Source organism: Pseudomonas graminis (genome assembly GCF_900111735.1).
Taxonomy (GTDB): Bacteria; Pseudomonadota; Gammaproteobacteria; order Pseudomonadales; family Pseudomonadaceae; genus Aquipseudomonas; species Aquipseudomonas graminis.
The window spans coordinates 1-21,151 of sequence record NZ_FOHW01000052.1 but is presented as its reverse complement, the minus strand read 5'-3'; the positions used below and the strand labels follow the sequence as shown (position 1 = coordinate 21,151).

The 21,151-nt window shown below is 61.6% G+C and carries 16 protein-coding genes; 5 read left to right on the top strand and 11 right to left on the bottom strand.

What is annotated here, in order from left to right; genetic code table 11:
- Positions 1-40: 40 nt before the first annotated feature.
- On the bottom strand, positions 41-1,282 hold the full coding sequence (locus tag BMY98_RS24495; protein ID WP_175514213.1) for a glutamine synthetase family protein: 1,242 nt from the start codon (positions 1,280-1,282) through the stop codon (positions 41-43).
- A 355-nt stretch (positions 1,283-1,637) separates the two neighbouring features.
- On the opposite strand from BMY98_RS24495, the gene vioA reads away from it, so the two are divergent.
- Positions 1,638-2,756, top strand: coding sequence for a dTDP-4-amino-4,6-dideoxy-D-glucose aminotransferase VioA (vioA, locus tag BMY98_RS24490; protein WP_074893089.1), 1,119 nt, complete (start codon positions 1,638-1,640; stop codon positions 2,754-2,756).
- A 77-nt stretch (positions 2,757-2,833) separates the two neighbouring features.
- A complete protein-coding gene (locus BMY98_RS24485) occupies positions 2,834-6,364 on the top strand; it encodes a glycosyltransferase (protein WP_074893087.1) in 3,531 nt (1,176 codons plus the stop codon).
- A gap of 69 nt (positions 6,365-6,433) precedes the next feature.
- Here the strand turns inward: BMY98_RS24485 and BMY98_RS24480 are convergent, their stop codons facing one another.
- The 9 genes from BMY98_RS24480 to BMY98_RS24440 form a co-directional block, all read right to left on the bottom strand.
- Positions 6,434-7,453, bottom strand: coding sequence for a ketoacyl-ACP synthase III (locus BMY98_RS24480; protein WP_074893085.1), 1,020 nt, complete (start codon positions 7,451-7,453; stop codon positions 6,434-6,436).
- 7 nt (positions 7,454-7,460) lie between these two features.
- A complete protein-coding gene (locus tag BMY98_RS24475) occupies positions 7,461-8,102 on the bottom strand; it encodes an acetyltransferase (protein WP_074893083.1) in 642 nt (213 codons plus the stop codon).
- A complete protein-coding gene (locus BMY98_RS24470) occupies positions 8,099-8,860 on the bottom strand; it encodes an SDR family NAD(P)-dependent oxidoreductase (protein WP_074893082.1) in 762 nt (253 codons plus the stop codon). Before BMY98_RS24470 ends, BMY98_RS24475 begins: the two co-directional genes overlap by 4 nt.
- Positions 8,861-9,964, bottom strand: coding sequence for a 3-oxoacyl-ACP synthase III family protein (locus BMY98_RS24465; RefSeq protein ID WP_074893080.1), 1,104 nt, complete (start codon positions 9,962-9,964; stop codon positions 8,861-8,863).
- Positions 9,961-11,031, bottom strand: coding sequence for an aromatic ring-hydroxylating oxygenase subunit alpha (locus BMY98_RS24460; RefSeq protein ID WP_074893078.1), 1,071 nt, complete (start codon positions 11,029-11,031; stop codon positions 9,961-9,963). Before BMY98_RS24460 ends, BMY98_RS24465 begins: the two co-directional genes overlap by 4 nt.
- A gap of 93 nt (positions 11,032-11,124) precedes the next feature.
- Complete coding sequence (locus BMY98_RS24455) at positions 11,125-11,352, bottom strand: acyl carrier protein (RefSeq protein ID WP_237254702.1); 228 nt, start codon at positions 11,350-11,352, stop codon at positions 11,125-11,127.
- Between the two features lie 221 nt (positions 11,353-11,573).
- A complete protein-coding gene (locus BMY98_RS24450; protein WP_074893076.1) occupies positions 11,574-12,287 on the bottom strand; it encodes a class I SAM-dependent methyltransferase in 714 nt (237 codons plus the stop codon).
- 128 nt (positions 12,288-12,415) lie between these two features.
- On the bottom strand, positions 12,416-13,252 hold the full coding sequence (locus tag BMY98_RS24445; protein ID WP_074893107.1) for a phytanoyl-CoA dioxygenase family protein: 837 nt from the start codon (positions 13,250-13,252) through the stop codon (positions 12,416-12,418).
- An 8-nt stretch (positions 13,253-13,260) separates the two neighbouring features.
- Positions 13,261-13,839, bottom strand: coding sequence for a class I SAM-dependent methyltransferase (locus BMY98_RS24440; protein ID WP_074893074.1), 579 nt, complete (start codon positions 13,837-13,839; stop codon positions 13,261-13,263).
- A gap of 352 nt (positions 13,840-14,191) precedes the next feature.
- Here BMY98_RS24440 and BMY98_RS24435 point away from each other — a divergent pair, with 352 nt between their 5' ends.
- On the top strand, positions 14,192-17,746 hold the full coding sequence (locus tag BMY98_RS24435; RefSeq protein ID WP_074893072.1) for a glycosyltransferase: 3,555 nt from the start codon (positions 14,192-14,194) through the stop codon (positions 17,744-17,746).
- A 27-nt stretch (positions 17,747-17,773) separates the two neighbouring features.
- Here the strand turns inward: BMY98_RS24435 and BMY98_RS24430 are convergent, their stop codons facing one another.
- Complete coding sequence (locus BMY98_RS24430; protein WP_074893105.1) at positions 17,774-18,790, bottom strand: AraC family transcriptional regulator; 1,017 nt, start codon at positions 18,788-18,790, stop codon at positions 17,774-17,776.
- Between the two features lie 188 nt (positions 18,791-18,978).
- Between BMY98_RS24430 and BMY98_RS24425 the strand changes: the two genes are divergently transcribed.
- On the top strand, positions 18,979-20,163 hold the full coding sequence (locus BMY98_RS24425) for an acetyl-CoA C-acyltransferase family protein (protein ID WP_074893070.1): 1,185 nt from the start codon (positions 18,979-18,981) through the stop codon (positions 20,161-20,163).
- A gap of 12 nt (positions 20,164-20,175) precedes the next feature.
- Positions 20,176-21,027, top strand: a complete 852-nt coding sequence (locus BMY98_RS24420; RefSeq protein ID WP_074893068.1) for a 3-hydroxybutyryl-CoA dehydrogenase — start codon at positions 20,176-20,178, stop codon at positions 21,025-21,027.
- Positions 21,028-21,151: the final 124 nt, after the last annotated feature.

Below are 21,151 nucleotides of genomic sequence, written 5' to 3'. Positions count from 1 at the left end.
CGGAAACCCTCGGTTTCAGAGGATTTCCGAACAGCGATTCTTAAGCCTGAGCGGCCAGAATGCGGCGCTCCCAGGGAGTAATTTCGTTGAAGAAGCTGGTCAGTTCCAGGGTCTTCGACGCGACGTAGCCTTCGATGAATTCGGCACCAAACAGTTCCTTGGCCAGCGAGCTGCGAGTCAGACGTTCCAGAGCAGCGTGCAAGGTACATGGCAACGACAGATTATCGGGCACAACGAACTCACCTTGAATCGGCGGGGACGGTTCCAGTTCATGCTCAATGCCATAAAGCCCTGCAGCCAGACTGGCCGCGATCGCCAGATACGGGTTGGCGTCGGCGCCGGGCAAGCGGTTCTCGACCCGACGGGCGACCGGTGCGCTAGGCGGAATGCGCAGGCCCGCCGCGCGGTTGTCGTGGGACCAGCAGGCGTTATTCGGCGACGCGAACGGATGGCACAGGCGTTGATAGGAATTGACGTTGGGCGCGAACAACGCGGTGAAGTCGGCCATCGCCGCCTGCTGGCCACCGATGAAGTGCTGGAACAGGTCGGTGGCCTCGCCTTCGTCGTCGCTGAAGATATTTGCGCCGGTGACGGTGTCGACCACGCTCTGATGAATGTGCATCGAGCTGCCGGGTGTGTGTGCCAGCGGTTTGGCCATGCACACCACGATCAGGCCGTGCTTGAGCGCGACTTCCTTGAGCAGGTGCTTGAACAGAAACGTCTGATCGGCGAGCAACAACGGATCGCCGTGCAGCAGATTGATCTCGAACTGGCTGACGCCCATTTCATGCATAACCGTGTCGCGGGGCAGGCCCAGCGCCGCCATGCAGGCATAGACTTCCTTGAAGAACGGTCGCAGGCCATTGTTGGAGCTGATGCTGAACGCCGACTGGCCGTCTTCGCGACGACCGTCCAGACCGACGGGCGGCTGAAAGGGTTGGCTCGGATCGGAATTAGGCGCGAACACAAAGAACTCAAGCTCGGTGGCCACCACCGGTGACCAGCCATGCCGGGCATAGCGGGCAATTACCGACTTGAGCTGGCTGCGGGTGGACAGCGGCGACGGCTGGCCGTCGAGTTCGTCGGCGTCGCAGATCGCCAGGGCGCGGGGCTCGTCGCTCCACGGTAGACGATGGGTCTGTTGCGGGTCGGCGATCAGCGCCAGATCGCCGTCATCGCTGCCGTAGAATTTCGACGGCGGGTAGCCGCCCATGATGCATTGCAGCAGCACGCCGCGCGCCAGCTGCAACCGACGGCCTTCCAGAAAGCCCTCGCCGGTCATCACCTTCCCTCGTGGCACGCCGTTCAAATCCGGCGTGACGCATTCAATTTCATCAATGCCCATCAGTCGCTGCGCGAGTGAATGGTGGTCATCGCTGCTCATGACTCAAATCCTTTTTCGTTGGGCACGCCGCCGTGCGGCAAGGCGGACAAAATAAGCATCAGGCGTTCGTAATATCAAGCGCATCTTTGCAGCACGGCGGGTTGGCCGGCTTCTTGCTTTTTCCGGTGCAATAGCGCCGCAAACGCCATTTCGATGACGGCGAGCGTTCGACAAGGCCTGCCATCACAGCGGTGGCGTTCCGCCGTGCGTCAACGCGCACAGCCCGCAGCGCGTGAGAGAGCACAGGAAGCTTATGAGTAAAACGATCCCGGTCACCCAGCCTCTGCTTCCGCCCCTGGAAGAGTTCATGCCCTATCTGCAGCAGATATGGGACAGCAAGCGCCTGACCAACGCCGGGCCGTTCCATGAAAAGCTGGAGAAAGACCTGGCCGCGTACCTGGGCGTCGAGCATTTGTGCCTGTTTTCCAATGGCACGCTGGCGCTGCTCACGGCGTTGCAGGCGTTACGTGTGACCGGCGAAGTCATCACCACGCCCTACTCGTTTGTTGCCACCGCCCATTCTTTGCTGTGGAACGGGCTGAAACCGGTGTTCGTCGACATCGCGCCGGGTACCTTCAACCTCGACCCCGATCGCATTGAAGAGGCCATCACCCCGGCGACCACCGCGATCATGCCGGTGCATTGCTATGGCATGCCGTGTGATGTGGACCGCATCCAGCAGATCGCCGACCGCTACGGCCTTAAAGTGATTTACGACGCCGCCCACGCCTTCGGTGTGCAGCATCAGGGGCAGAGCCTGCTGCGCAACGGTGACCTGTCGGTGCTCAGCTTCCACGCCACCAAAGTCTTCAACACCTTTGAAGGCGGCGCGATCGTCTGCCCGGACGCGAAGACCAAAAAACGCATCGATTACCTGAAGAACTTCGGTTTCGCCGATGAAGTGACGGTCGTTGCCCCCGGCATCAACGGCAAGATGAGTGAGATCAACGCAGCGTTCGGTCTGCTGCAGCTCAACTACATTGATGGCGCGCTGGACCGACGCAAGCAGATCGACACCATGTACCGCGAAGCGCTGACGCAAATACCCGGCATCGATTTGCTCTGGAGCCCCGGCGAGCACCACAACTATTCCTACTTCCCGGTGCTGGTCGGCGATGCGTTTCCGATCAGCCGCGACGCCTTGTACGAGCGCTTTCGCGAACAGGACATTCTCGTGCGGCGCTATTTCTATCCGCTGATCTCGTCGTTCCCGATGTACCGCAGCCTGGAATCCGCCAAACCGGAGCGCCTGCAAGTGGCGAGCGACGTGTCGAATCGGGTTCTGTGCCTGCCGATCTTCGATAGCCTCACCCCGGAGGAATTCGCCAGGGTCATCGCCATCATGCAGACGGTGCTGGCCGAACACCGCTGAGCAGCGCCCACCTTCAAATCGCCGGTCCGCGCCGATGAGCGCAGACCGGCGCCCGTAATCAGCCGCAAGGTAACCCGATGAGCGCTTCACGCCTGGTCAGCATCGTCATTCCCGCCTACAAACCCACCTGCTTCGAGTTGGCGCTGCGCAGCGCCTTCGCGCAGGACTACGATCAGCTGGAGATCGTGATCTGCGACGACTGTCGTGACGGCGGCATTCGCGCGCTGGTGGATGAGCTGACGGCGCAAAGCCCGTTTCCGATTCGTTATTTCTACAACGAACAGTCACTGGGCGAAGCGCTGAATGTCGCGCGAGGCATCAAAGAGGCGCGCGGCGAGTACATCAAGTTTCTCTACGATGACGACCTGCTGGAACCCGAGTGCGTCAGTGCACTGGTCGAATTGCTGCATGACCAGCCGGACATCACCCTCGCGGCGGCAACCCGTCGCCTGATCAATGAAGACGGCGATTTCCTGCGGGAGAACATGCTGACGGTGTTCCCGTTCAAGGAAGACGTGGTCATCCACGGGCCGGAGCTGGTGGCCCTGCTGTCGGAACTGCCGTTGACGTTCATGGGCGAACCGAGTTCGGTGATGTGCCGGCGTGACAGCGCGCTCGCCTATGGCCAAGACCTTATGTCGCTCAAAGGCCTGCCCATCCACTGGCTGGGCGATATCAGCCTGTACGTCAAACTGCTGCGTGAGGGCAATCTGGCATTCATCGGCCGCCCGCTGTCGCGCTTTCGGATGACTGAGACCCAGAGCAGCAGCATTGTCAGGTCAACGCCGCAGATCGCCAAAGAAGGCCACGCCAACTTTTACCGCATCACCAAGGAGCTTGAATGGCTCCGCCCGCTGGCCGACAACGGCGACGTCAAGGTCGCGCCGCTGCATGACCGGGAAAACTTCGTCCCCTTCAACCTGCGTGCCTGGTTCTTGCAGAAGTCGGCAACCGAGGTCCGCCACGACCAGATCCAGGAGTGGGCCTGGCAGCGTCGCCCCGCCGGGCCGCAGAAGCCGCACATCGTGCAGTACTTCCAGCAGCACCACGGCGCGCCGACTTTCGCGATCATCGTGTCCGATCCGCATAACCGCCCGCAGGCACTGGTCAAGACGTTGGTCAGTGTCGAGGCGGCCACTCGCGGGTGGATGCCGCCCCGGGTGTTTGTGCTCTACGACGGCAGTCGTGAGGCCCCGCAGCAAGTGGCGGACAACCCGGCCGTTTATGTGCCTGTGATCGGACAGAACCGCGCAGCGCCGCTCAACCGGCTGATGGACGAGCAGGGTTTCGACTGGTTCCTGATGCTGGATGCCGGCGCGACGGTGAATGTCGCCGGGCTGTTCAAAGCGGCGGTCAAGATCAGCGAAGGACCTACCACGCGGGCACTGTTCGGCGACGAAGTCGCTCAACCCCAGGACGACACGTCGGAAGTCATGCTGCGGCCGGACTTCAGTCTCGACTACCTGCTTAGCTGCCCATCCGTCACCAGCAAACACTGGATCTTCAACCGCTATTCGGTAATCGAAGCCGGGCGCTTCGACCCGCACTATCCTCAGGCCCTCGAGCTGGACCTGATCCTTCGTTTGATCGAGCACGAAGGCATGGGTGGTCTTGAACACATCGCCGAGCCCCTCGTCACCTATCGACCGCAAGCGCGGGAGTCGAACCTCGATGAAGCGAGAACGCTGCAGCGCCACTTGCTCGCCCGAGGCTATGAACACGGCCAGGTGATCGAGAAAAGCCCCCGGCAGTACCAGATCAAGTACGGCCATGCGGGTCAGCCCAAGGTCTCGATCATCATCGCCACCCGGGATCAGATCCTGCTCCTGCAGCGCTGCGTCGAGAGCATTCTGGAAAAGACCACGTACCCGAATTACGAAATCCTCATCGTCGACAACGACAGCCAGACCCCGGAGGCCGTTGACTGGCTGAACGGCGTCGAGGCCATGGGCCTGGCTCAGGTGCGGGTGCTGCGCCATCCCGGCGAATTCGACCGTTCGGCCCTCTACAACGGCGCCGCACGGCAGGCGACCGGCGAGTACCTGTTGCTGCTCGATAACAGCACCGCCGTGTTGCACGGGGACTGGCTCGACAACCTGCTCAATCACGCGCAACGGCCCGAAGTCGGCATCGTCGGTGCAAAACTGCTTGCCCCGGACAACACGATCCGTCACGGGGGCCTGATCCTCGGTTTACACGAGCCGGTCACACAGATCTTCAGCGGCCAGAGCGGCGCCAGCGAAGGCTACATGCAGCGGCTGGCGGTGGATCAGAATTACAGCGCAGTCAGCGACAGCTGCCTGATGATCAGTCGGGCGCTGTTCCAAGCGGCGGACGGTCTGGACGAGGGTGAGCTGAACAACACTTATCGCGGCGTCGACCTGTGCCTGCGCGTGAAGGAGTCCGGGCGGCTGATTGTCTGGACGCCCCACGTGGTGCTGCTTCACGAAGCCCGAGCTGAAGAAAGTGCCCGTATCAAAGCACCAGACGAACAGGCAAACCCGGCGCTGTACCGCAAATGGCTGAAGTACATCGCCCATGACCCGGCGTACAACGACAACTTTTCGGCCCGCGCCCAGGGCTTGCAGCTCGAAATCAATACGGCGTTGACCTGGCGGCCGCTGTCATGGCGGCCCGTGCCGATCGTGCTCTCGCACCTGAACGACCGCTGCCCGGTGAGCCAACGCCTGAACGGTGCCCTGGATACCCTCGCGGATGCGCTGCTGATCGAACATGTGTCCATACCGGAAGTCCTGACCCTTGGCGAGTTCGCCCGCCTGCGCCCGGAAACCCTGATCCTTGGAAGCCCCTTGAGCGAGACCTCCCTCGCCGACATCCGCACGATCAAGGCTCACAGCCAGGCGCTGCGAATCTTCGACATGGATCAATACCCAGCGTCAGCCGACCGCTTGCCCGGCGCGCCATCAGTGCAACAGGTGCGTGCCGGTCTCGAGGCCAGTCTGGCGCTGATGGACAAGGTGGTGGTGTCCAGCGAAGGGTTGGCCCATGAACTGAGCGCGCTGCATCCGCATATTCAGGTCATCGAGACGCGCCTGAGCGAACGCTGGCAGCGGCTGCAGTGCCATTCTCTGCCCCATGACAAGCCACGGATCGGCTGGGTCGGCACTGCTTCGGAGGTGAACGATCTGGCGCTGATTGCCGACGTGATCAAAGCCTTCGCCGACCGCGTCGAGTGGATCATCATGGGCACGTGCCCGCAGGCCCTGCGCCCTTATGTTCATGAGTGGCGCAGCCCGGTGGAAGGCGTCCTGTATCCCGGCGTGCTGGCGTGTCTGGACCTGGACGTCGCGCTGATTCCCGCCGGCCACGACGTGCCTGGCGAACACAGAAGCTGCCGCCTGGCGCTGGAATTCGGCGCCTGTGGCTATCCGGTCATCGCCACCGACGTGCCGGGCCTGCGCAATAACCTGCCGCTGACAAGGGTGCCCAACACAACCGCCGCCTGGACCGACGCCATCGCCCGGCACCTCAACGATCTGGACGAATCGAAACGACTCGGCCAAGTGTTGAAGCAGCGCGTGCTGAGTGACTGGATGATGGATGAGGCGTATCTGCAGCGCTGGCAGCAGGTGTTGCTGGATCGCTGAACTAAAAAGGGCTCCTTCATGGAGCCCTTTTCGGTGTGGGTTGATCTGCCTTGACGATGTCCCCTTCACTCACCAGCGAATAACGCACCCACCCCACGAATACCCCACGCCGAAACCCACCGCCGTGATCACACTGCCGGGCTGTACCTGGCCTTTCTTCAGGGACTCTTTCAGCGCGATGGGAATGCTGCACGACACGGTGTTGCCGCAGTGCTTGAACTCGGTAATGAATTTCTCCGGCGCCAGCTTCAGTCGGCGACGCAGCGCTTCGAGCATGAACTGGTTGGCCTGGTGAAAGACGAACAGGTCGGACTGCTCGACCGTGAATTGCTCGTCGAACAGAGAGGCGAACAAGGCCGGCACGCGGGTCATGGAGAATTCGAAGATCGCCGGGCCGTTCATGTACAGGTCCGCGTCCGAACGGACATTGCCACTGTCGTCTTCGTACTCGACGGGCATGTGTTCCGCGTCAAATGGCCGGCGGGCAGCGCCCATGGGCACGATCAGGTTGTTCGCTCCGGCGCCGTCGCTGCCGTAACGGAAGCGATCGAGGCAAGGCCCCTCCTCGTCCGACGCTTTAATCAACGTAGCAGCCGCCGCATCGCCGAACAGCGTACGCACACTCTTGTCCCGGGGGTTGATGTAGCGGCTGTAGGTTTCGGCGGTGATCAGCAGCACGTTCCTGCACTGGCCCGATTCGATGAAGCCTTTGGCAATGCCCAGCCCGTAGATGAAGCCCGAACAGCCCTGATTGAAATCGAACGCGGCGCAGTGCTGTGGCAGTCGCAGGCGATGCTGCAAAATGCAGGCGGTCGCCGGCAACATGTGATCGGGGCTTTGCGTGCAGTAGATCAGGCAGTCGATCTGCTCTCGCGGCGTGGCGCTGTTGGCCAAGAGTTTTTCGCAGGCGCGAAAGGCCAGGTCCGAGGCGGTCTCGTCGTCCGCAACGATGTGCCGCTGGCTGATCCCGGTCTTCTGGAAAATCTTGTCGACGTCCCACTCCGGAAACGCCTCGGCCAGCATCTGGTTGTCGAGCACCTGCTCAGGCAGTTCGTATTCGATTTCGGCAATTCGGGCGTAGGTAGGCATGACGTTTTTATCCTGAGATGCACTTGGCCGGCACACCGAAAACCACGCTGCCGGGTTTGACCGCCCGCAGCACCACGCTGCCGGCGCCGACCACAGCCCCTTGGCCGACGCGCACCTTGGGCAATACTGACGCGCGCGAACCGAGGAACACTTCATCTTCCAGCACGGCACCGCCGGTCAGGTCACAGTGCCCGCTGAGGGTCGAGAACTGGCCGATGACGGTGTCATGGCCGACGGTACACAGCGAGTTGATCGTGACGAAATCGCCGACGACCAGATCCACCGACAGCACCGAAAACGGGCAGACCAGCACGCCTCGTCCGATCGTCACGTTCTCGCCGACGATCGCCGTGGGGTGAATCAGCGTGAAGAACGCCGCGCCTTTGGCCAGCAGCTTTTCCACGACGTATTTCTTGTCGGCAGGCTTGCCGATGGCGCAGAGCAGCAGCTCATCGTCGGCCGGTTCGTAGGCGTCGATGGTCGAGATAATGTCGGCGTAATGACTGAAGCGATTGAGGGACAGGCTGCCATCATCGATGAAGCCGCCGATGACGTAATCCGGGTTGTGCTCGACCCAGTCCTTGAGCCAGGAATGGACCTCCCGTCCCAGCCCGCCTGCGCCCACGATAAGGAGTTTTTTGATGTTCATTCGGCCAGGTAACCTCCATCGACAACCAGCGAAGTACCCGTGACCCAGCGCGCGGCCGGTGACAGCAAATAATTGACGGCGTAGGCCACGTCCAGCGGATGACCGAGGCCCAGCGGATGTTTGCGTTCGATGGCGGCCATGGCGTCTTCCCCGACCAGGCCTTCGAGCTTCTGCGCCATTTCGGTTTTGATCACGCCGGGCGCAATGGCGTTGACGCGAATGCCTTCGCGGGCCAGTTCAAGTGCGGCGGCACGAACCATGGATTCGACTGCGCCCTTGCTCGCGCAGTAACCGATCAACGCGGGCTGAGCGACCTGAGCCATGACCGACGACAGCATGACGATGCTCGACGGGGTGCGGCAGACGCCTTTTTGCCTGAACGCCTTGATCAGGGAAAAACCTGAGGTGACGTTGGTGGCGAAAATGGTTTCCCAGTGATCCAGACCCATGGCGCGGATCGGCAGCGGCAATTGCACGCCTGCCGCATGCACCAGACCGTCGAACGGCGAGCCGTTGCGCGACAGAGCTTTCAACCAGGCGGACACATCGCCGCCTCCCAGAAAATCAAAGACTTCGACCGAGTGACCTTCGCCGTGCAGCTGGCTGAGGGTTTCTTCCAGGCGCTGAGTGTCACGGGCCACGGCGACGATTCGTGCGCCCTGCCGGCTCAGCCAGATCGCCACTTCACGGCCGATCCCGGAAGACGCACCGGTGACCAGGATGGACATGCCATCGAGGGAAAAAGGATTGCTCTGCACTTACGCCTCGCTACTGTCTGTGCCGACCAGCGTCAGCGCGCTGATCCACGTGTTGTCGAGATCGACGATACAGCCGGCCCACGAATACCCCACGCCGAAACCGGCGAGCAGGTGCTGGCCGTTCAGGGTCGAGCCGCTGTCGGCCGTCACCGCACTCGCGCCTAGACTTAGCGCCAGAGGAATCGACGCGCTGCTGGTGTTGCCGACGTTCTGCAGATTCAGCACGACCTTTTCGGTCGGCAATTTGGTCTTCTTCGACAGGTGCTCAAGCATGAAGCGGTTGGCCTGATGGAAGACGTATTTGTCGACAGAGCGTTGCTGCTCGTCAGCGTGCTTTTCCAACGCGCGCACCAGCCCCGGCACGCGCGCCAGGGTGAAGGCAAAGATTTCGGTGCCGTTCATGTACAGGTCGAACGGGCCACGCACATCGTCTTCACTGGTGGAGCCATCGGCCCCCTTGCGGTCACGAAACCCGCCGCCGGGCACGATGAGGTTCTTCTCGCCACGGCCATCGGTGCCAAGCACAAAAGGCGCGCCGGAAACGGTTTCATCGTAATCGAGCAACGTCGCTGAACCGGCATCGCCAAACAGCGCGGCCACCGAGCGATCGCCCGGGGCCACCAGTTTGCTAATGGTGTCGCCGACCAATAGCAACACGCGTCGGCTGCCGCCACCGGCGATCATCGCCGACGCCATCCACAACCCGTACACGTAACCCGAGCAGCCCATATTGACGTCGAGCGCGGCGGTGGTGACCGGCAATCCCAGGCGCCGTTGTAACGTGCACGCGGTGGCCGGGAGCACGTAGTCCGGGGTCTGGCTGATGAAGATCAGCGTGTCGATGGACGCCTTGTCGATGTCCAGATCCGCCAACAGACGCTGGGCCGCCTCGACACATAGGTCCGACGTGCACTCGTCCTGCACCACATGCCGGCGTTCGATGCCGGTGCTGGCCATGATTTTGGCGATGCTCTCGTCGCCAAAACGCCCGGCCAGGTCAGCGACATCTGCCACGGCCTTGGGCAGCGCACAGGCGATGCCCCTGATTTTGACGTTGGCAATGCTGCGCACTGCGTCGGCGCTAGTGCCAGTGACGCTATTCATACCCGTTCCTCGCCAACCGTTGTGGCGGCACCGGCCTGTCGTGCCCACTCCGCGCAGGACGCCCGAAAATGCAGAAGCTTGGCTTCCAGCGAGCTGTAATAACGCGGGGCATTCCAGGACCAGGTGTCGCCAGGAATTCTTTTGCAGATGGTGTGATCTTCTTCGAACACGGTCCGGTTGTTCTCGGCCGTGGACGTCATGAACGTGGACACGATCTCGTCGTATCGCTCGGACGCGGCGCGCAGCGGGTACAGCTGGCTGGTGAACCAGGTCCGGTCGGGTTGCCCGGAAGGAAAGAAATTCTGCATCGACCACGAATAACCGTAGGTCGCGGACAGCATCGAAAACGGATACAGAAAGATGCTCACGTACCCAGCGTAGGCGTCCCGAGGGGCGAAAAAGCGCGACAGGCTTTCCAGCCGCCGGGCGACCTTTTCGTTCTCCACCGGGGCGTACCAGATAGAGTTCTCGCCGTAGAACACATTCTCGCCAATGCCCAGTTTCAGGGTCGCCAGGGTCTCCCGATGCACGAGGGGGATGTGGTACGGCTCGAGGGCGTTTTCCAGGGAAATCGGCCAGTCGGCTTCGAAGGCGTAGCGATTGAAATCAGCGGGCTTGCCCAAATCCGGGGTGGTCTGCTCAAGCAGGGTGAAGATGTCCTGACCTAGCTGGTCAAGCAAAGACGTCCGGGGCTCGATGGCAAAAAAAACCAGTTCGCCGCAGGTCGCCAGCTTGAAGAAGTTCAGGCTGGCGCTGCCAATGTCACAACCGACGAAACGCTTGGCGTCCGGGATGCGCAACTGGCCGTCCGCGTAATTCCAGCCGTGGTAGGGACACAGGATCCGTTGCTGACCGGCGTCTTCGGTGAAAAACCGCGTCCCCCGGTGGGGGCATCGGTTATCGAAGGCGATCAGATTGCCCGCGTCGTTGAACACCACGACTTCGAAATCCAGCACATTGAAGCGCACGAAATCCTTGTCGTCGGCCACTTGCGACTTCAGGCAAAGCGGATGCCAGTAGGCTTTCACCAGGTCCGGCGCGATCCGTTGTGAAGCTGAGCACGTCATGATTTTGTCCAGAAAACGGGGCCACGCCGGGGAGTTCCACACGCAGGGCCCCATGGGTTGCCCTGCGCTGAAGCGCTTTCGAAAACGAGAGGCTTATTCGGAAACCAGCGTGATGACGTCCCGGACGGTTTCGCACTTGTTCAGGCGCGAGGCCGAAATGGTTTTTTCCAGGCGCTCATCGACCAGCGCCATGAAGGTCACCAGGGCAATCGAATCCCAGTCCAGCGGTTGGTCGACCTTAAGGGTGCCCTCATCGGCTTCCATCGCTTCTTCGATCAGCGCGACGACTTGCTCTTCCAGTGCCACTGCTTGCTCTACCATCTCTCGTCACTCCACGGACCATGATCGGACGCCTTCGCCGATGCGTGTTCATGCAGAAGCAAGTTCCGAACCAGAACCCGAAAAGCAGGCGCCAGGCCACGGATCATATGGGGTACAGGGGTTTTCGGAAGGGTTGGAAGAATTGAGGAGAGACAAAAAAACGGCGCGGGCGAAGCAGAAGTATGTGAGCCACCGGTTCGGTGGCCCTGAATAACGACCGATCAATCACCCGCCGTTCTTTCCTCACCGATCTTCGCGCCACGCATGTGGAACACCAGCATCGTGCCTTCGATGTGGTACAGCTCCAGACTGCTGGCCAAGTCTTCCAGGTAGCGGGTCAGCTCAGGAAACTGCGGGTTACCGTAGTCGTGCCAGACGATGCAACTGCTGTCGCCACCCAGCATCTTCAGCGAGTTTTCGGTGTCGCGCTTGACGTATTCGTACTCGTGGTTGGCGTCGACAAAGATGAAATCGAACTTGCCCGCGTAAGGCGACGGATCGAAGGTCATGGAGTCCTGCAGGATCTGCCTGACCATGGCCTTTTTAGGCGACTGATTGTACTTGCGGCTCGATAGCACGGCCTTTTCGGCGAGCAGCTTGTCATCGCCCTGGAACACGATACCGTCTGTGTCCGGCAGGTCCAGCGTATAAATGCGTGGCTCGTTGTCGCCGTTGTCCGGCAGGTCTTCCAGCACCAGCCGGGTGGTACGGCCGTCGAAGGTGCCGAACTCGAACACGAAGTCCGGGTTGATGGCACGGACCAGCTTGAGCAGCATTACCGATTCAAATGCCGTCAGGCTGCCGGCGCCGTCTGCGGGGGGCATGAAGAATTTGACCTCTTCTTCCCGGCCGTCCTCGATGCTCAGCACGCGGTAGGGCCGAATGTGCATCAGCGCTGAAGGCGCGTATGTGCGGGTCGCGAGACAGGTATCCATTTTCTCTCCTCAAATCGGTTGTCAGACGCTGGGGCGCACAGTGTGGTCAGGCTGCGCCAGCGCGGTCAGTGTTCAGGGGGCGGTATCGACCGATACCTGCAACGCGCGGACAGGTCAGGCGTGTTGAATCATTCTGTTGTGCCACCGGCAATGTGTGCGGCTTCGGCCTTCAACTGCGCCAGCTCTTTTTCGTATTTAACAATCTTGAGAATGCGTGAATTGACGAAGTGACGCGTGATGTTTTTGGGCGAGAAAAAGACATCGGTCTGCCACTCACCGCATATCAGCTCTTGCCCGGTGGGGTCGTCGGCCGGCTGAAGAATCATGTCGGCCATGATCCGGTCGACGCCCGAAACGTTCGGCCCTGACTCATGCCACAGGCGACTGTCCATGATCACGAAGTCGCCCGGCGCCAGCTCCGGCGTGACGGTCGGCCATTGCACATCGAAACTGGCCGGATCGATTTCACCGGCATCGCCGAGCAACCCCAGGACGTGGGAACCTACATGAAAGGTCATACCGCCGTTGTCTTTGTTCACGGCACTGATTGCCACGAAAACGCTGCACTTGTTCAGGTGACCGGCGTGGTAACAACTGTCCTGGTGCAGGAACACTTTGTTGGCACTCAGCGCGTCTTTGATGACAAAGCGGTGGTTATACAACGCAATGTGCTCGCCCATCAGCGGCTTCAAGGCAGTGGCGAAAACCGGCTCGCGGTACATGTGAGCCAGGCCTTCAGGTAACTGTTCGTTGAGGGACACAGGGTTGGCACGATTGACGTCTCGCCCCTTCTCCAGCACCGCGCCGTAGAAGCTTTGCCACTCGTTCTGCCATGCATCGACCACGTCCCGGGGCACGGCATTGCGCACCACAAAAACGCCCGTCTTGCGAAACACGTCAACGTCGAATGCCTCGGACGAGAGCCGGGGAATCAGCGCGTCGAGGGATTTCACGCTGTCGTGCATGGCGGCGTTCATATGAAACGGAACGTCAGTTCGTTGTCCTTGGTTTCCTTGAACTTGTTGCAACGGGCAAGGACGTTGTAGCGAATCGGGAACAGTTCACGGTCCGGGGATTCGAGAATATCGATCTCGACGATATCGAAGTCGCGCAGTAACGCATTCCAGCCATGTTCGGTGATGCGCCAGCAGTCCGGGCTCGGGCCATGGATGCGCCAGTTCAAGGGAGCGGAAATCAGCAAGTAGCCCTCATGTCTGAGGATGCGGCGAATTTCCTTGATGGTGTCGAACGGGTTCAGCGTGTGCTCGATGACTTCCATGCAGACGACGCAGTCGTAGGCGCTGTCGGCAATGAATTCGTTCTTGCGGGTGATATCGCCCACTAACGTCGGACCGTAGGTGTCAACGATGTCGAAGGTATCGACGGCGAACTGGGTGAAACTTTCCCGGACCAGCGAACGCTCCTGGGGCCCGACTTCCAATAACCGTCCGGTCTCTTCGTGGAGCAACTCGGCGGTCTTCTTGACGAAGTGCTGCAGGTGATCGCGGGCCAGCTGGAACGTGTCGTTATCGAATTTCGAAGGTGTCGCCATGGTATGTCCCGCTGTCTGCTCGGAGCAGTGGTTGGAAGGTGATCGGCGTGAAGCAAAGCCGCCTGTCTCTCGAGTATCGGCATGAATCCGACGATCATTAATCTACTCAAGCATGCTTTCCATCAGGCCTCAAGACCTATCACGCAAGCAAGACTGGCCACCCTGGCAGGGCCACTAATTGGCCAGTAACTTAGAGTTTACGGCTAAAGCTGATGCCCATCCGTTGGCCGGGATATTGCTTCATCGGATGTTCATGCCCGAGGCGTCATTTTCATGACGGGTCGCTTGCGCCCGCGTTCTCCTGTCAATGCGCCGATGTTCGAGGCACGTTTTTCAACTACCGGATACCCCCATGGATTCTCAACGACTGGTCAGTGTCGTCATCGCTGTCTGCCGCACCGAGTTTTTTGAAACCGCGCTGAACAGCGTGATCGGACAGACCCACGACGCGATCGAAATTGTGATCTGCGACGACGCCACCGACGGTCTGGCAGAAACCGTGACTGACCTGTACCGGGCGTCGTGCCGGTGGCCGATTCGCTACCTGCGCAACGATTCTCCACTGGGCGCCGAGGCTTGTTTCAACCGCGGCGTTGCCGACGCTTGCGGGCGGTACATCAAGTTCATGTCGGGTGACGCCGTGCTGGCGCCGGACTGCATTCAGCAGATGGTCGCGGCGCTGGAGGTCAATCCCCAGGCCTCACTGGTGGCTGCGCACCGCCAATGGTTGAACGCCGAGGGCGCGGCGCTGCAAGAGAATCTGGCGACGCGCTTTCGTGTCACTGAGCCCACGGTTTTCCATGGCCCTGACATCGTCAGGCTGCTCGGCGAGTTCACCTGCAATTTCATTGGCGAATTGAGCAGCGTGCTGTGTCGCCGTGACGACCTGCTGGCGTTGGGCACCGATCCGTTTTCCCTCAACGGTGAATCCGTCGGCCCGTTGGGCAATCTGGCGCTGTATGCCAGATTGCTGCACGACGCCGAGCTGATCATGCTGCCGGCTACGTTGACGGGCACGCGCATCGCGCCGCAACAGATGACCGAACAGGGCATCGAAATCGTCGGCACGGACAGTGATCACCTGCCCCTGTTTCACCGGCTGATCCGTGAAGCCGGCTGGGCCAGCACCTCGCTGGACAACGGCTGGGTCGGCGCACGGCCGTTGTCGGCGTCCCGGGGGTTTGCCGATTTCAACCTGCTCGCGCAGTTGTCCGCGCCGTTGCCGCAACGGTTGAACCCGCAGCAGGTCGAGGCCTGGCTCGGTCATCGGGTACTGACGGCCGATCAGCAGACGCAGATCGACCGGCACCTGGCCGAGGTCGACGCGCCTTCGCTGCTGGTGGTGATCAAGGATGTTGCCAACGCCCCGGAAAAGATTCAGCGCAGCCTCGACAGCCTCGCTTCCCACGGCGCCCTGCACGCCGCGATGAACGTGGTGGTGTTGACGGACGCGACCAAGCTGCCGGCCACCTTAGTCGGCCCTCGGCTGACCACCCTCGCCATCGGCGCTATGAACACCGCCGCGCTGTTGAATCAGGTGGTTGAAAGCAATCGTTTCGAATGGCTGATCGTGATCGACGCCGGTACCCAATTCACACCGTTCGGCCTGACTGCCAGCGCGCTGACGCTCCTCGACTCACCTGACGCCCACGCCGCGTTCGCCGATGAAATGCACCGGCGGCCAAGAGGCGGCCTGAGTTCGGCCATGCGCCCGGACTTTAACCTCGACTACCTGCTGAGCTACCCGCTGCTGACGGCGGGCCACTGGCTGTTCCGACGGCATACGGTTCTGGACATCGGCGGCTTCGATGAGCGCTTCGCCGATGCCGCCGAGTTCGACCTGATCTTGCGTTTATATGAGCGTGAAGGCGCCGGGCGGATCATCCATATCAGCGAGCCCCTGCTGGTCTGTGACCTGCCGGAAGCAGTGGATAATCCCCACGAAATCGAAACACTGCAGCGCCATCTGAAGGTGCGCGGCTACCCACAGGCGACCATCGAACACACTCTGCCCCGCCGCTACCACGTGGAGTACGGCCACACCGATCAGCCGTTGGTGTCGATCATCGTCCCGACCAAAGATCAGCTGCCGTTTCTGCAGCGCTGCGTCGAAACCCTGCTGCACAGCACCCGCTACCTGAATTACGAACTGCTGATCGTCGACAACAACAGCGAAACCCCCGAAGCACTCGAATGGCTGGCGCGCATCGACGCTCTGGGCTCGGCGCAGGTGCGCGTGCTGCGCTACCCGCACCCGTTCAACTATTCGCGCATCAATAACGTCGCCGCGGCCCAGGCCAAAGGCGAGTACCTCGTGCTGCTGAACAACGACACGGCCATTGTCCACAGCCGTTGGCTGGACGAATTGCTCAATCACGCGCTGCGCCCTGAAGTCGGCGTGGTCGGCGCCAAGCTGCTGTTCCCCAACGGGCGCATGCAGCATGCCGGCGTGCGCCTGGGCATGGACGGCCCGGCGGGTCATCAGCACATTGGTGAGCCCGGGCATATTCAAGGTTACATGCAGCGCGTGCAGGTGGATCAGGATTTGAGCGCGGTGACGGCGGCGTGCCTGATGGTCCGCCGCTCGATCTACGAGGAGGTCGGCGGGCTGGATGAAGAGGCCTTCGTCGTGTCCTACAACGACGTCGATCTGTGCATGAAAGTTGGCGCCCTCGGCTACCTGAATGTCTGGACGCCCCATTCGGTATTGATCCACGAAGGCAGCGTCAGCCAGACCCACGTCGACACCGCCACCCAGCAGGCCAAGCGCAAGCGCTTCGTCGGTGAGCAACTGGCGATGTACCGCAAATGGCTACCGACGCTGGCGAACGATCCCGCCTTCAACAGCAATCTTTCGTTCGACCTGCAATCGGTGGAGCTCGAACTCAACATGCCACTGGTCTGGCACCCGATGGCCTGGCGCCGCCACCCGGTGGTGCTGGCCTACCCTGCAGGTCTGTGGGCCTCGCCCCACGAACGGGTGATCGCGCCGTTCGAGACCCTGCAAGCCGCCGGTATTGTGGACGGAATGCTGAGCAGCCAGCCGCTGTCGATTCCCCAGGAGGGACGGCTCAAGCCGAATGTCGTGGTGTTTCAGGCGCGCCTTGACGCGGATCATCTGCAAACCATCGCCCGCGCCCAGCTGTTGCCGGATGCCTTCGTGGTGCTCGACATCAATGACCTGCAACTGGGTTCGCGGACGCCGGGCCATGACCCGTTCGCCTTCGATGCGGAGTGCGTTGACCTGCTGCAGAAGAGCCTGCATCAGGCCCAACGTGTGATCGCTTCGACTCAAGTACTGGCCGACATCGCCGGGGAATTCCACGCGGACGTGCGGCTGCTGCCTTCGCGCCTGTCGCCGCACGTCTGGGGCAACCTCGTCTCGCGCCGTGGGGTGGGTGGCAAGCCAAGGGTCGGGCTGGTCAGTGACCGCTGGCAGCCTCAGGACTTGCATTTGATTCTGGCCGTGGTCGAGGCCTTGGCAGAAGAGGTGGAGTGGATCGTCATGGGCGATGACCAAGGCGTGCTGCGCAGTCATGCCCATGAATCCCACGATCGCCCGCCCGCCGAGCATTACGCGACAGCCGTTGCCGACCTGAACCTCGACCTGGCGCTGCTGCCCGCAGTGGATAACCTGTTCGGCGCCTGCAAGAACAACATCACCCTGCTGCAACTCGGCGCCTGCGGTGTGCCGGTGATCTGCAGCGACGTTCGCGCCTACGCGGGGGATTTGCCGGTGACGCGGGTGCCCAACACGCTGGAGGCCTGGGTGAACCTGGTTCGCGCCCACACGATGGATCTGGCCAGCGCGGCGCTGCTGGGCGACGACTTGTGCAAGCAGGTACTTCGCGACTGGATGCTCGACGACGCGGCTGTGCAGGCCTGGCGCGAGGCGTGGCTGCCCTGAAGCAAGCGGCGGCGCATCGGTACGTCGTCATGAATCGCTGGCAGTGTGCTTCTTGCGGTAGCCGCCCGGACTCTCCCCCGTCCATTTCTTGAATGCTCGGTGAAACGCGCTGGGCTCCTGAAATCCCACCAAGGACGCGATCTCCACCACGCTCAGCTCGGTGTCGCGCAGCTTTTGCTGGGCGATGCCGCGTCGTACATCATCCTTGATCCCTTGAAACGCGCAGCCCTCGCGCTCCAGCCGACGGCGGAACGTGGTGGCGCTGAGTTTCAGTTCATCGGCCATTTCCAGCAGCGTGGGCCAGTGTCCGTAATGACTATTACGCAGGCGCTGATAAACCTGGGCCGCGAGGCCGCGCTGGTTGCGGTAGCGAATGACCAGCCACTGCGGCGCAGTGCGTAAAAATGATTTCAGCGACGGCAACGACTGCACCACCGGCAGACGCAGGTAGTGGCTGGAAAACTCGATCTCGGTGCGCGGCTCGCCAAAACTCAGGTTGTAACCCCACAACAGCGAATCGTCGCTGAGCCGCTGACGGCGCTGGCGAAACTGTGCCCGATCAATGCTGATGCGGCGCCCGCCGAGCCAGCACAGCAGGCTGATCATCAGCAGCAGAAACGTCTCTTCACCGAAGCGCTGCCGGACCGGGTCGTCTGTCGTGGTGTCCACCGCGAGCACGGCGCGCGAGCCGCGGACGATGAGGCTGCCGCGAAAGTCGCGCAGGAACAGGCCGAAATTGCTCAGGCATTGGCGCAGGGCCTTCTCCAGATTGGGTTCCTGAATCAGCCCCCGGCAGATCAGGGCGAAGCTGCCCAGGGGCATGCCGTGGGAATCAAGGCCGAAGAACTCGTCGCCCAGTTCCTTGATCTGAATCAGCCACAACGCCGCAAACGCGCTGGCCGAGACCCGTGCCGTAGGGTCGTCGAGCAGCGCCATGTCGATTTCCGCCGCCTGCAAAACCGACTGCAAACGCAATGGCTGGTCGCGCAGCCCGTGGACGATCAACTGGACGAAGTAGATCGACACTGAATCCTTTTCCCGCATGACCGCCTTTCCCTTTTTGAATGGTGCACCACGGATCAGGCGCTGATGGTAAAGAACGCCAGCCCATCTGGACAGTTTCGGCATAGGCCCGTCCCGAACGCCGATCTAGACTTGCCCGCAGTCAGCACCGGCCGAAACGCCGTTTCGCGGTGCCGCCCCCATAATTCCAATACGTATCAGGAGTCCCCATGAGCACACCCGAAGTTTTCGTCGTCAGCGCACTGCGTACCGCCATCGGTGGATTCGGCGGGTCCCTCAAGGAGGTCTCGCCCATCGAACTGGGCACTCAGGTCAGCCGCGCCGCACTGGCCAAATCGGGGATCGCATCGGAACACATCGGCCATGTGGTCATGGGCCACGTGATCCCCACCGAAGTCCGCGATGCTTATCTTTCCCGCGTCATCGCCCTGGAAGCCGGCCTGACCCAAGAAACCCCCGCCATGAACGTCAACCGCCTGTGTGGCTCTGGCTTGCAGGCCATCGTGTCGGCGGCACAATCGCTGATGCTCGGTGACGCCCAGGCCGTGCTGGCCGGTGGCGCTGAATCCATGAGCCGTGGCGCGTACATCATGCCCCAGGCCCGCTGGGGTGCGCGCATGGGTAATGTGCAGGCGTACGACTACATGCTCGGCGCGTTGCACGATCCGTTCGCCAATATCCACATGGGCATCACTGCGGAAAACATCGCCGAGCAGTACGGAATTACCCGCGCTGATCAGGACGCCCTGGCGCTGAACAGTCAGCAGCGCGCCGCCCACGCCATCGCCGAGGGCCGTTTCGAGGGCCAGATCGTGCCGATCGAAATCGCCACGCGCAAAGGCACCGTGACCTTCGCCCAGGATGAACATGTGCGCGGCGACGTGACCGCCGAACAGCTGGAGAAGATGAAAACCGCGTTCAAGAAGGACGGCACCGTCACGGCCGGCAACGCGTCTGGCCTCAACGACGGTGCAGCGGCGCTGGTCATGGCCAATGGCGACATGGTTCGCGCGCACGGCCTCAAGCCGATGGCCCGTCTGGTGGCCTATGCCCATGCCGGGGTTGATCCGGCGATGATGGGTCTGGGACCGATTCCCGCCAGCCGTAAAGTACTGGAACGCGCAGGCCTGACCGTGGCGGATCTGGACGTCATCGAATCCAACGAAGCCTTCGCCGCCCAAGCCTGCGCCGTTGCCCGTGAGCTAGGCTTTGATCCTGCGAAGGTCAACCCGAATGGCTCGGGCATTTCCCTCGGCCACCCGGTAGGCGCGACGGGCGCGATCATCGCCATCAAGGCGATTCACGAGTTGCATCGGATTCAGGGCCGCTACGCGCTGGTCACCATGTGCATCGGCGGCGGTCAGGGCATCGCCGTTATCTTCGAACGCGTGTAAGGAGGCTTGTCGATGAGCATGCAACACATCGCCGTGATCGGCGCCGGCACCATGGGCAACGGCATCGCGCAGGTCTGCGCGGTGGCGGGGTTCGACGTGACCCTGCTGGACATTTCCGACACCGCACTGGAGCGCGGCATGGCGACCGTGCGCAAGAACCTCGAGCGGCAGGTGACCAAGCAGACGGTGGCGGCCGATGTCGCCGAAGCGGCCCTGGGGCGCATCAGTGTCACCACTGACTATGGCCAGTTGACCGGCGCGCAACTGGTGATCGAAGCGGCCACCGAGAACCTGGAACTGAAGCTGCGCCTGCTCAAACAGATCGCCAGCCATGTCGACCGCGAGTGCGTGATTGCGTCGAACACCTCGTCGCTGTCTATCACCCAACTGGCGGCCAGCGTCGAGCATCCGGATCGATTCATTGGGCTGCACTTCTTCAACCCGGTGTCGATGATGAACCTGATCGAGGTCATTCGCGGTTTGCAGACGGCGGACACCACCCACATCGCGGCGATCAAGCTGGCCGAGCGGTTGAACAAGACGGCGATCACGGCCGGCAACCGCCCGGGCTTTGTGGTCAACCGGATTCTCGTGCCGATGATCAACGAAGCGATTCTGGTGTTGCAGGAAGGTCTGGCCACCGCGCAAGACATCGACGACGGCATGCGCCTGGGTTGCAACCAGCCGATCGGCCCCCTGGCGCTGGCTGATCTGATCGGGCTGGATACGCTGCTCGCGATTATCGAAGCGTTCCACGAAGGCTTCAACGACAGCAAATACCGCCCCGCGCCGCTGCTCAAGGAAATGGTCGCGGCGGGGTATCTGGGACGCAAGACCGGGCGTGGGTTTTTTGTTTATAACTGAATGAATCCGGATGTGGGACAGCGTGCTTCTGGTAGGACTGGCTTTAGCCGGGAAGGCGTCGGTGGTCACGCCGCAAATTTTGGGGTGACACTACCGGCCTCTTCCCGGCTGAAGCCGGTCCCAC

What these genes read in the sequence shown, in the direction of transcription:
- BMY98_RS24430 (WP_074893105.1), bottom strand. Translation starts at nt 18,790, where the DNA reads ATGCGGGAAAAGGATTCAGTGTCGATCTACTTCGTCCAGTTGATCGTC.
- vioA (WP_074893089.1), top strand. Translation starts at nt 1,638, where the DNA reads ATGAGTAAAACGATCCCGGTCACCCAGCCTCTGCTTCCGCCCCTGGAA.
- BMY98_RS24455 (WP_237254702.1), bottom strand. Translation starts at nt 11,352, where the DNA reads ATGGTAGAGCAAGCAGTGGCACTGGAAGAGCAAGTCGTCGCGCTGATC.
- BMY98_RS24445 (WP_074893107.1), bottom strand. Translation starts at nt 13,252, where the DNA reads ATGCACGACAGCGTGAAATCCCTCGACGCGCTGATTCCCCGGCTCTCG.
- BMY98_RS24475 (WP_074893083.1), bottom strand. Translation starts at nt 8,102, where the DNA reads ATGAACATCAAAAAACTCCTTATCGTGGGCGCAGGCGGGCTGGGACGG.
- BMY98_RS24495 (WP_175514213.1), bottom strand. Translation starts at nt 1,282, where the DNA reads ATGACCGGCGAGGGCTTTCTGGAAGGCCGTCGGTTGCAGCTGGCGCGC.
- BMY98_RS24465 (WP_074893080.1), bottom strand. Translation starts at nt 9,964, where the DNA reads ATGAATAGCGTCACTGGCACTAGCGCCGACGCAGTGCGCAGCATTGCC.
- BMY98_RS24425 (WP_074893070.1), top strand. Translation starts at nt 18,979, where the DNA reads ATGAGCACACCCGAAGTTTTCGTCGTCAGCGCACTGCGTACCGCCATC.
- BMY98_RS24435 (WP_074893072.1), top strand. Translation starts at nt 14,192, where the DNA reads ATGGATTCTCAACGACTGGTCAGTGTCGTCATCGCTGTCTGCCGCACC.
- BMY98_RS24440 (WP_074893074.1), bottom strand. Translation starts at nt 13,839, where the DNA reads ATGGCGACACCTTCGAAATTCGATAACGACACGTTCCAGCTGGCCCGC.
- BMY98_RS24420 (WP_074893068.1), top strand. Translation starts at nt 20,176, where the DNA reads ATGAGCATGCAACACATCGCCGTGATCGGCGCCGGCACCATGGGCAAC.
- BMY98_RS24450 (WP_074893076.1), bottom strand. Translation starts at nt 12,287, where the DNA reads ATGGATACCTGTCTCGCGACCCGCACATACGCGCCTTCAGCGCTGATG.
- BMY98_RS24485 (WP_074893087.1), top strand. Translation starts at nt 2,834, where the DNA reads ATGAGCGCTTCACGCCTGGTCAGCATCGTCATTCCCGCCTACAAACCC.
- BMY98_RS24460 (WP_074893078.1), bottom strand. Translation starts at nt 11,031, where the DNA reads ATGACGTGCTCAGCTTCACAACGGATCGCGCCGGACCTGGTGAAAGCC.
- BMY98_RS24480 (WP_074893085.1), bottom strand. Translation starts at nt 7,453, where the DNA reads ATGCCTACCTACGCCCGAATTGCCGAAATCGAATACGAACTGCCTGAG.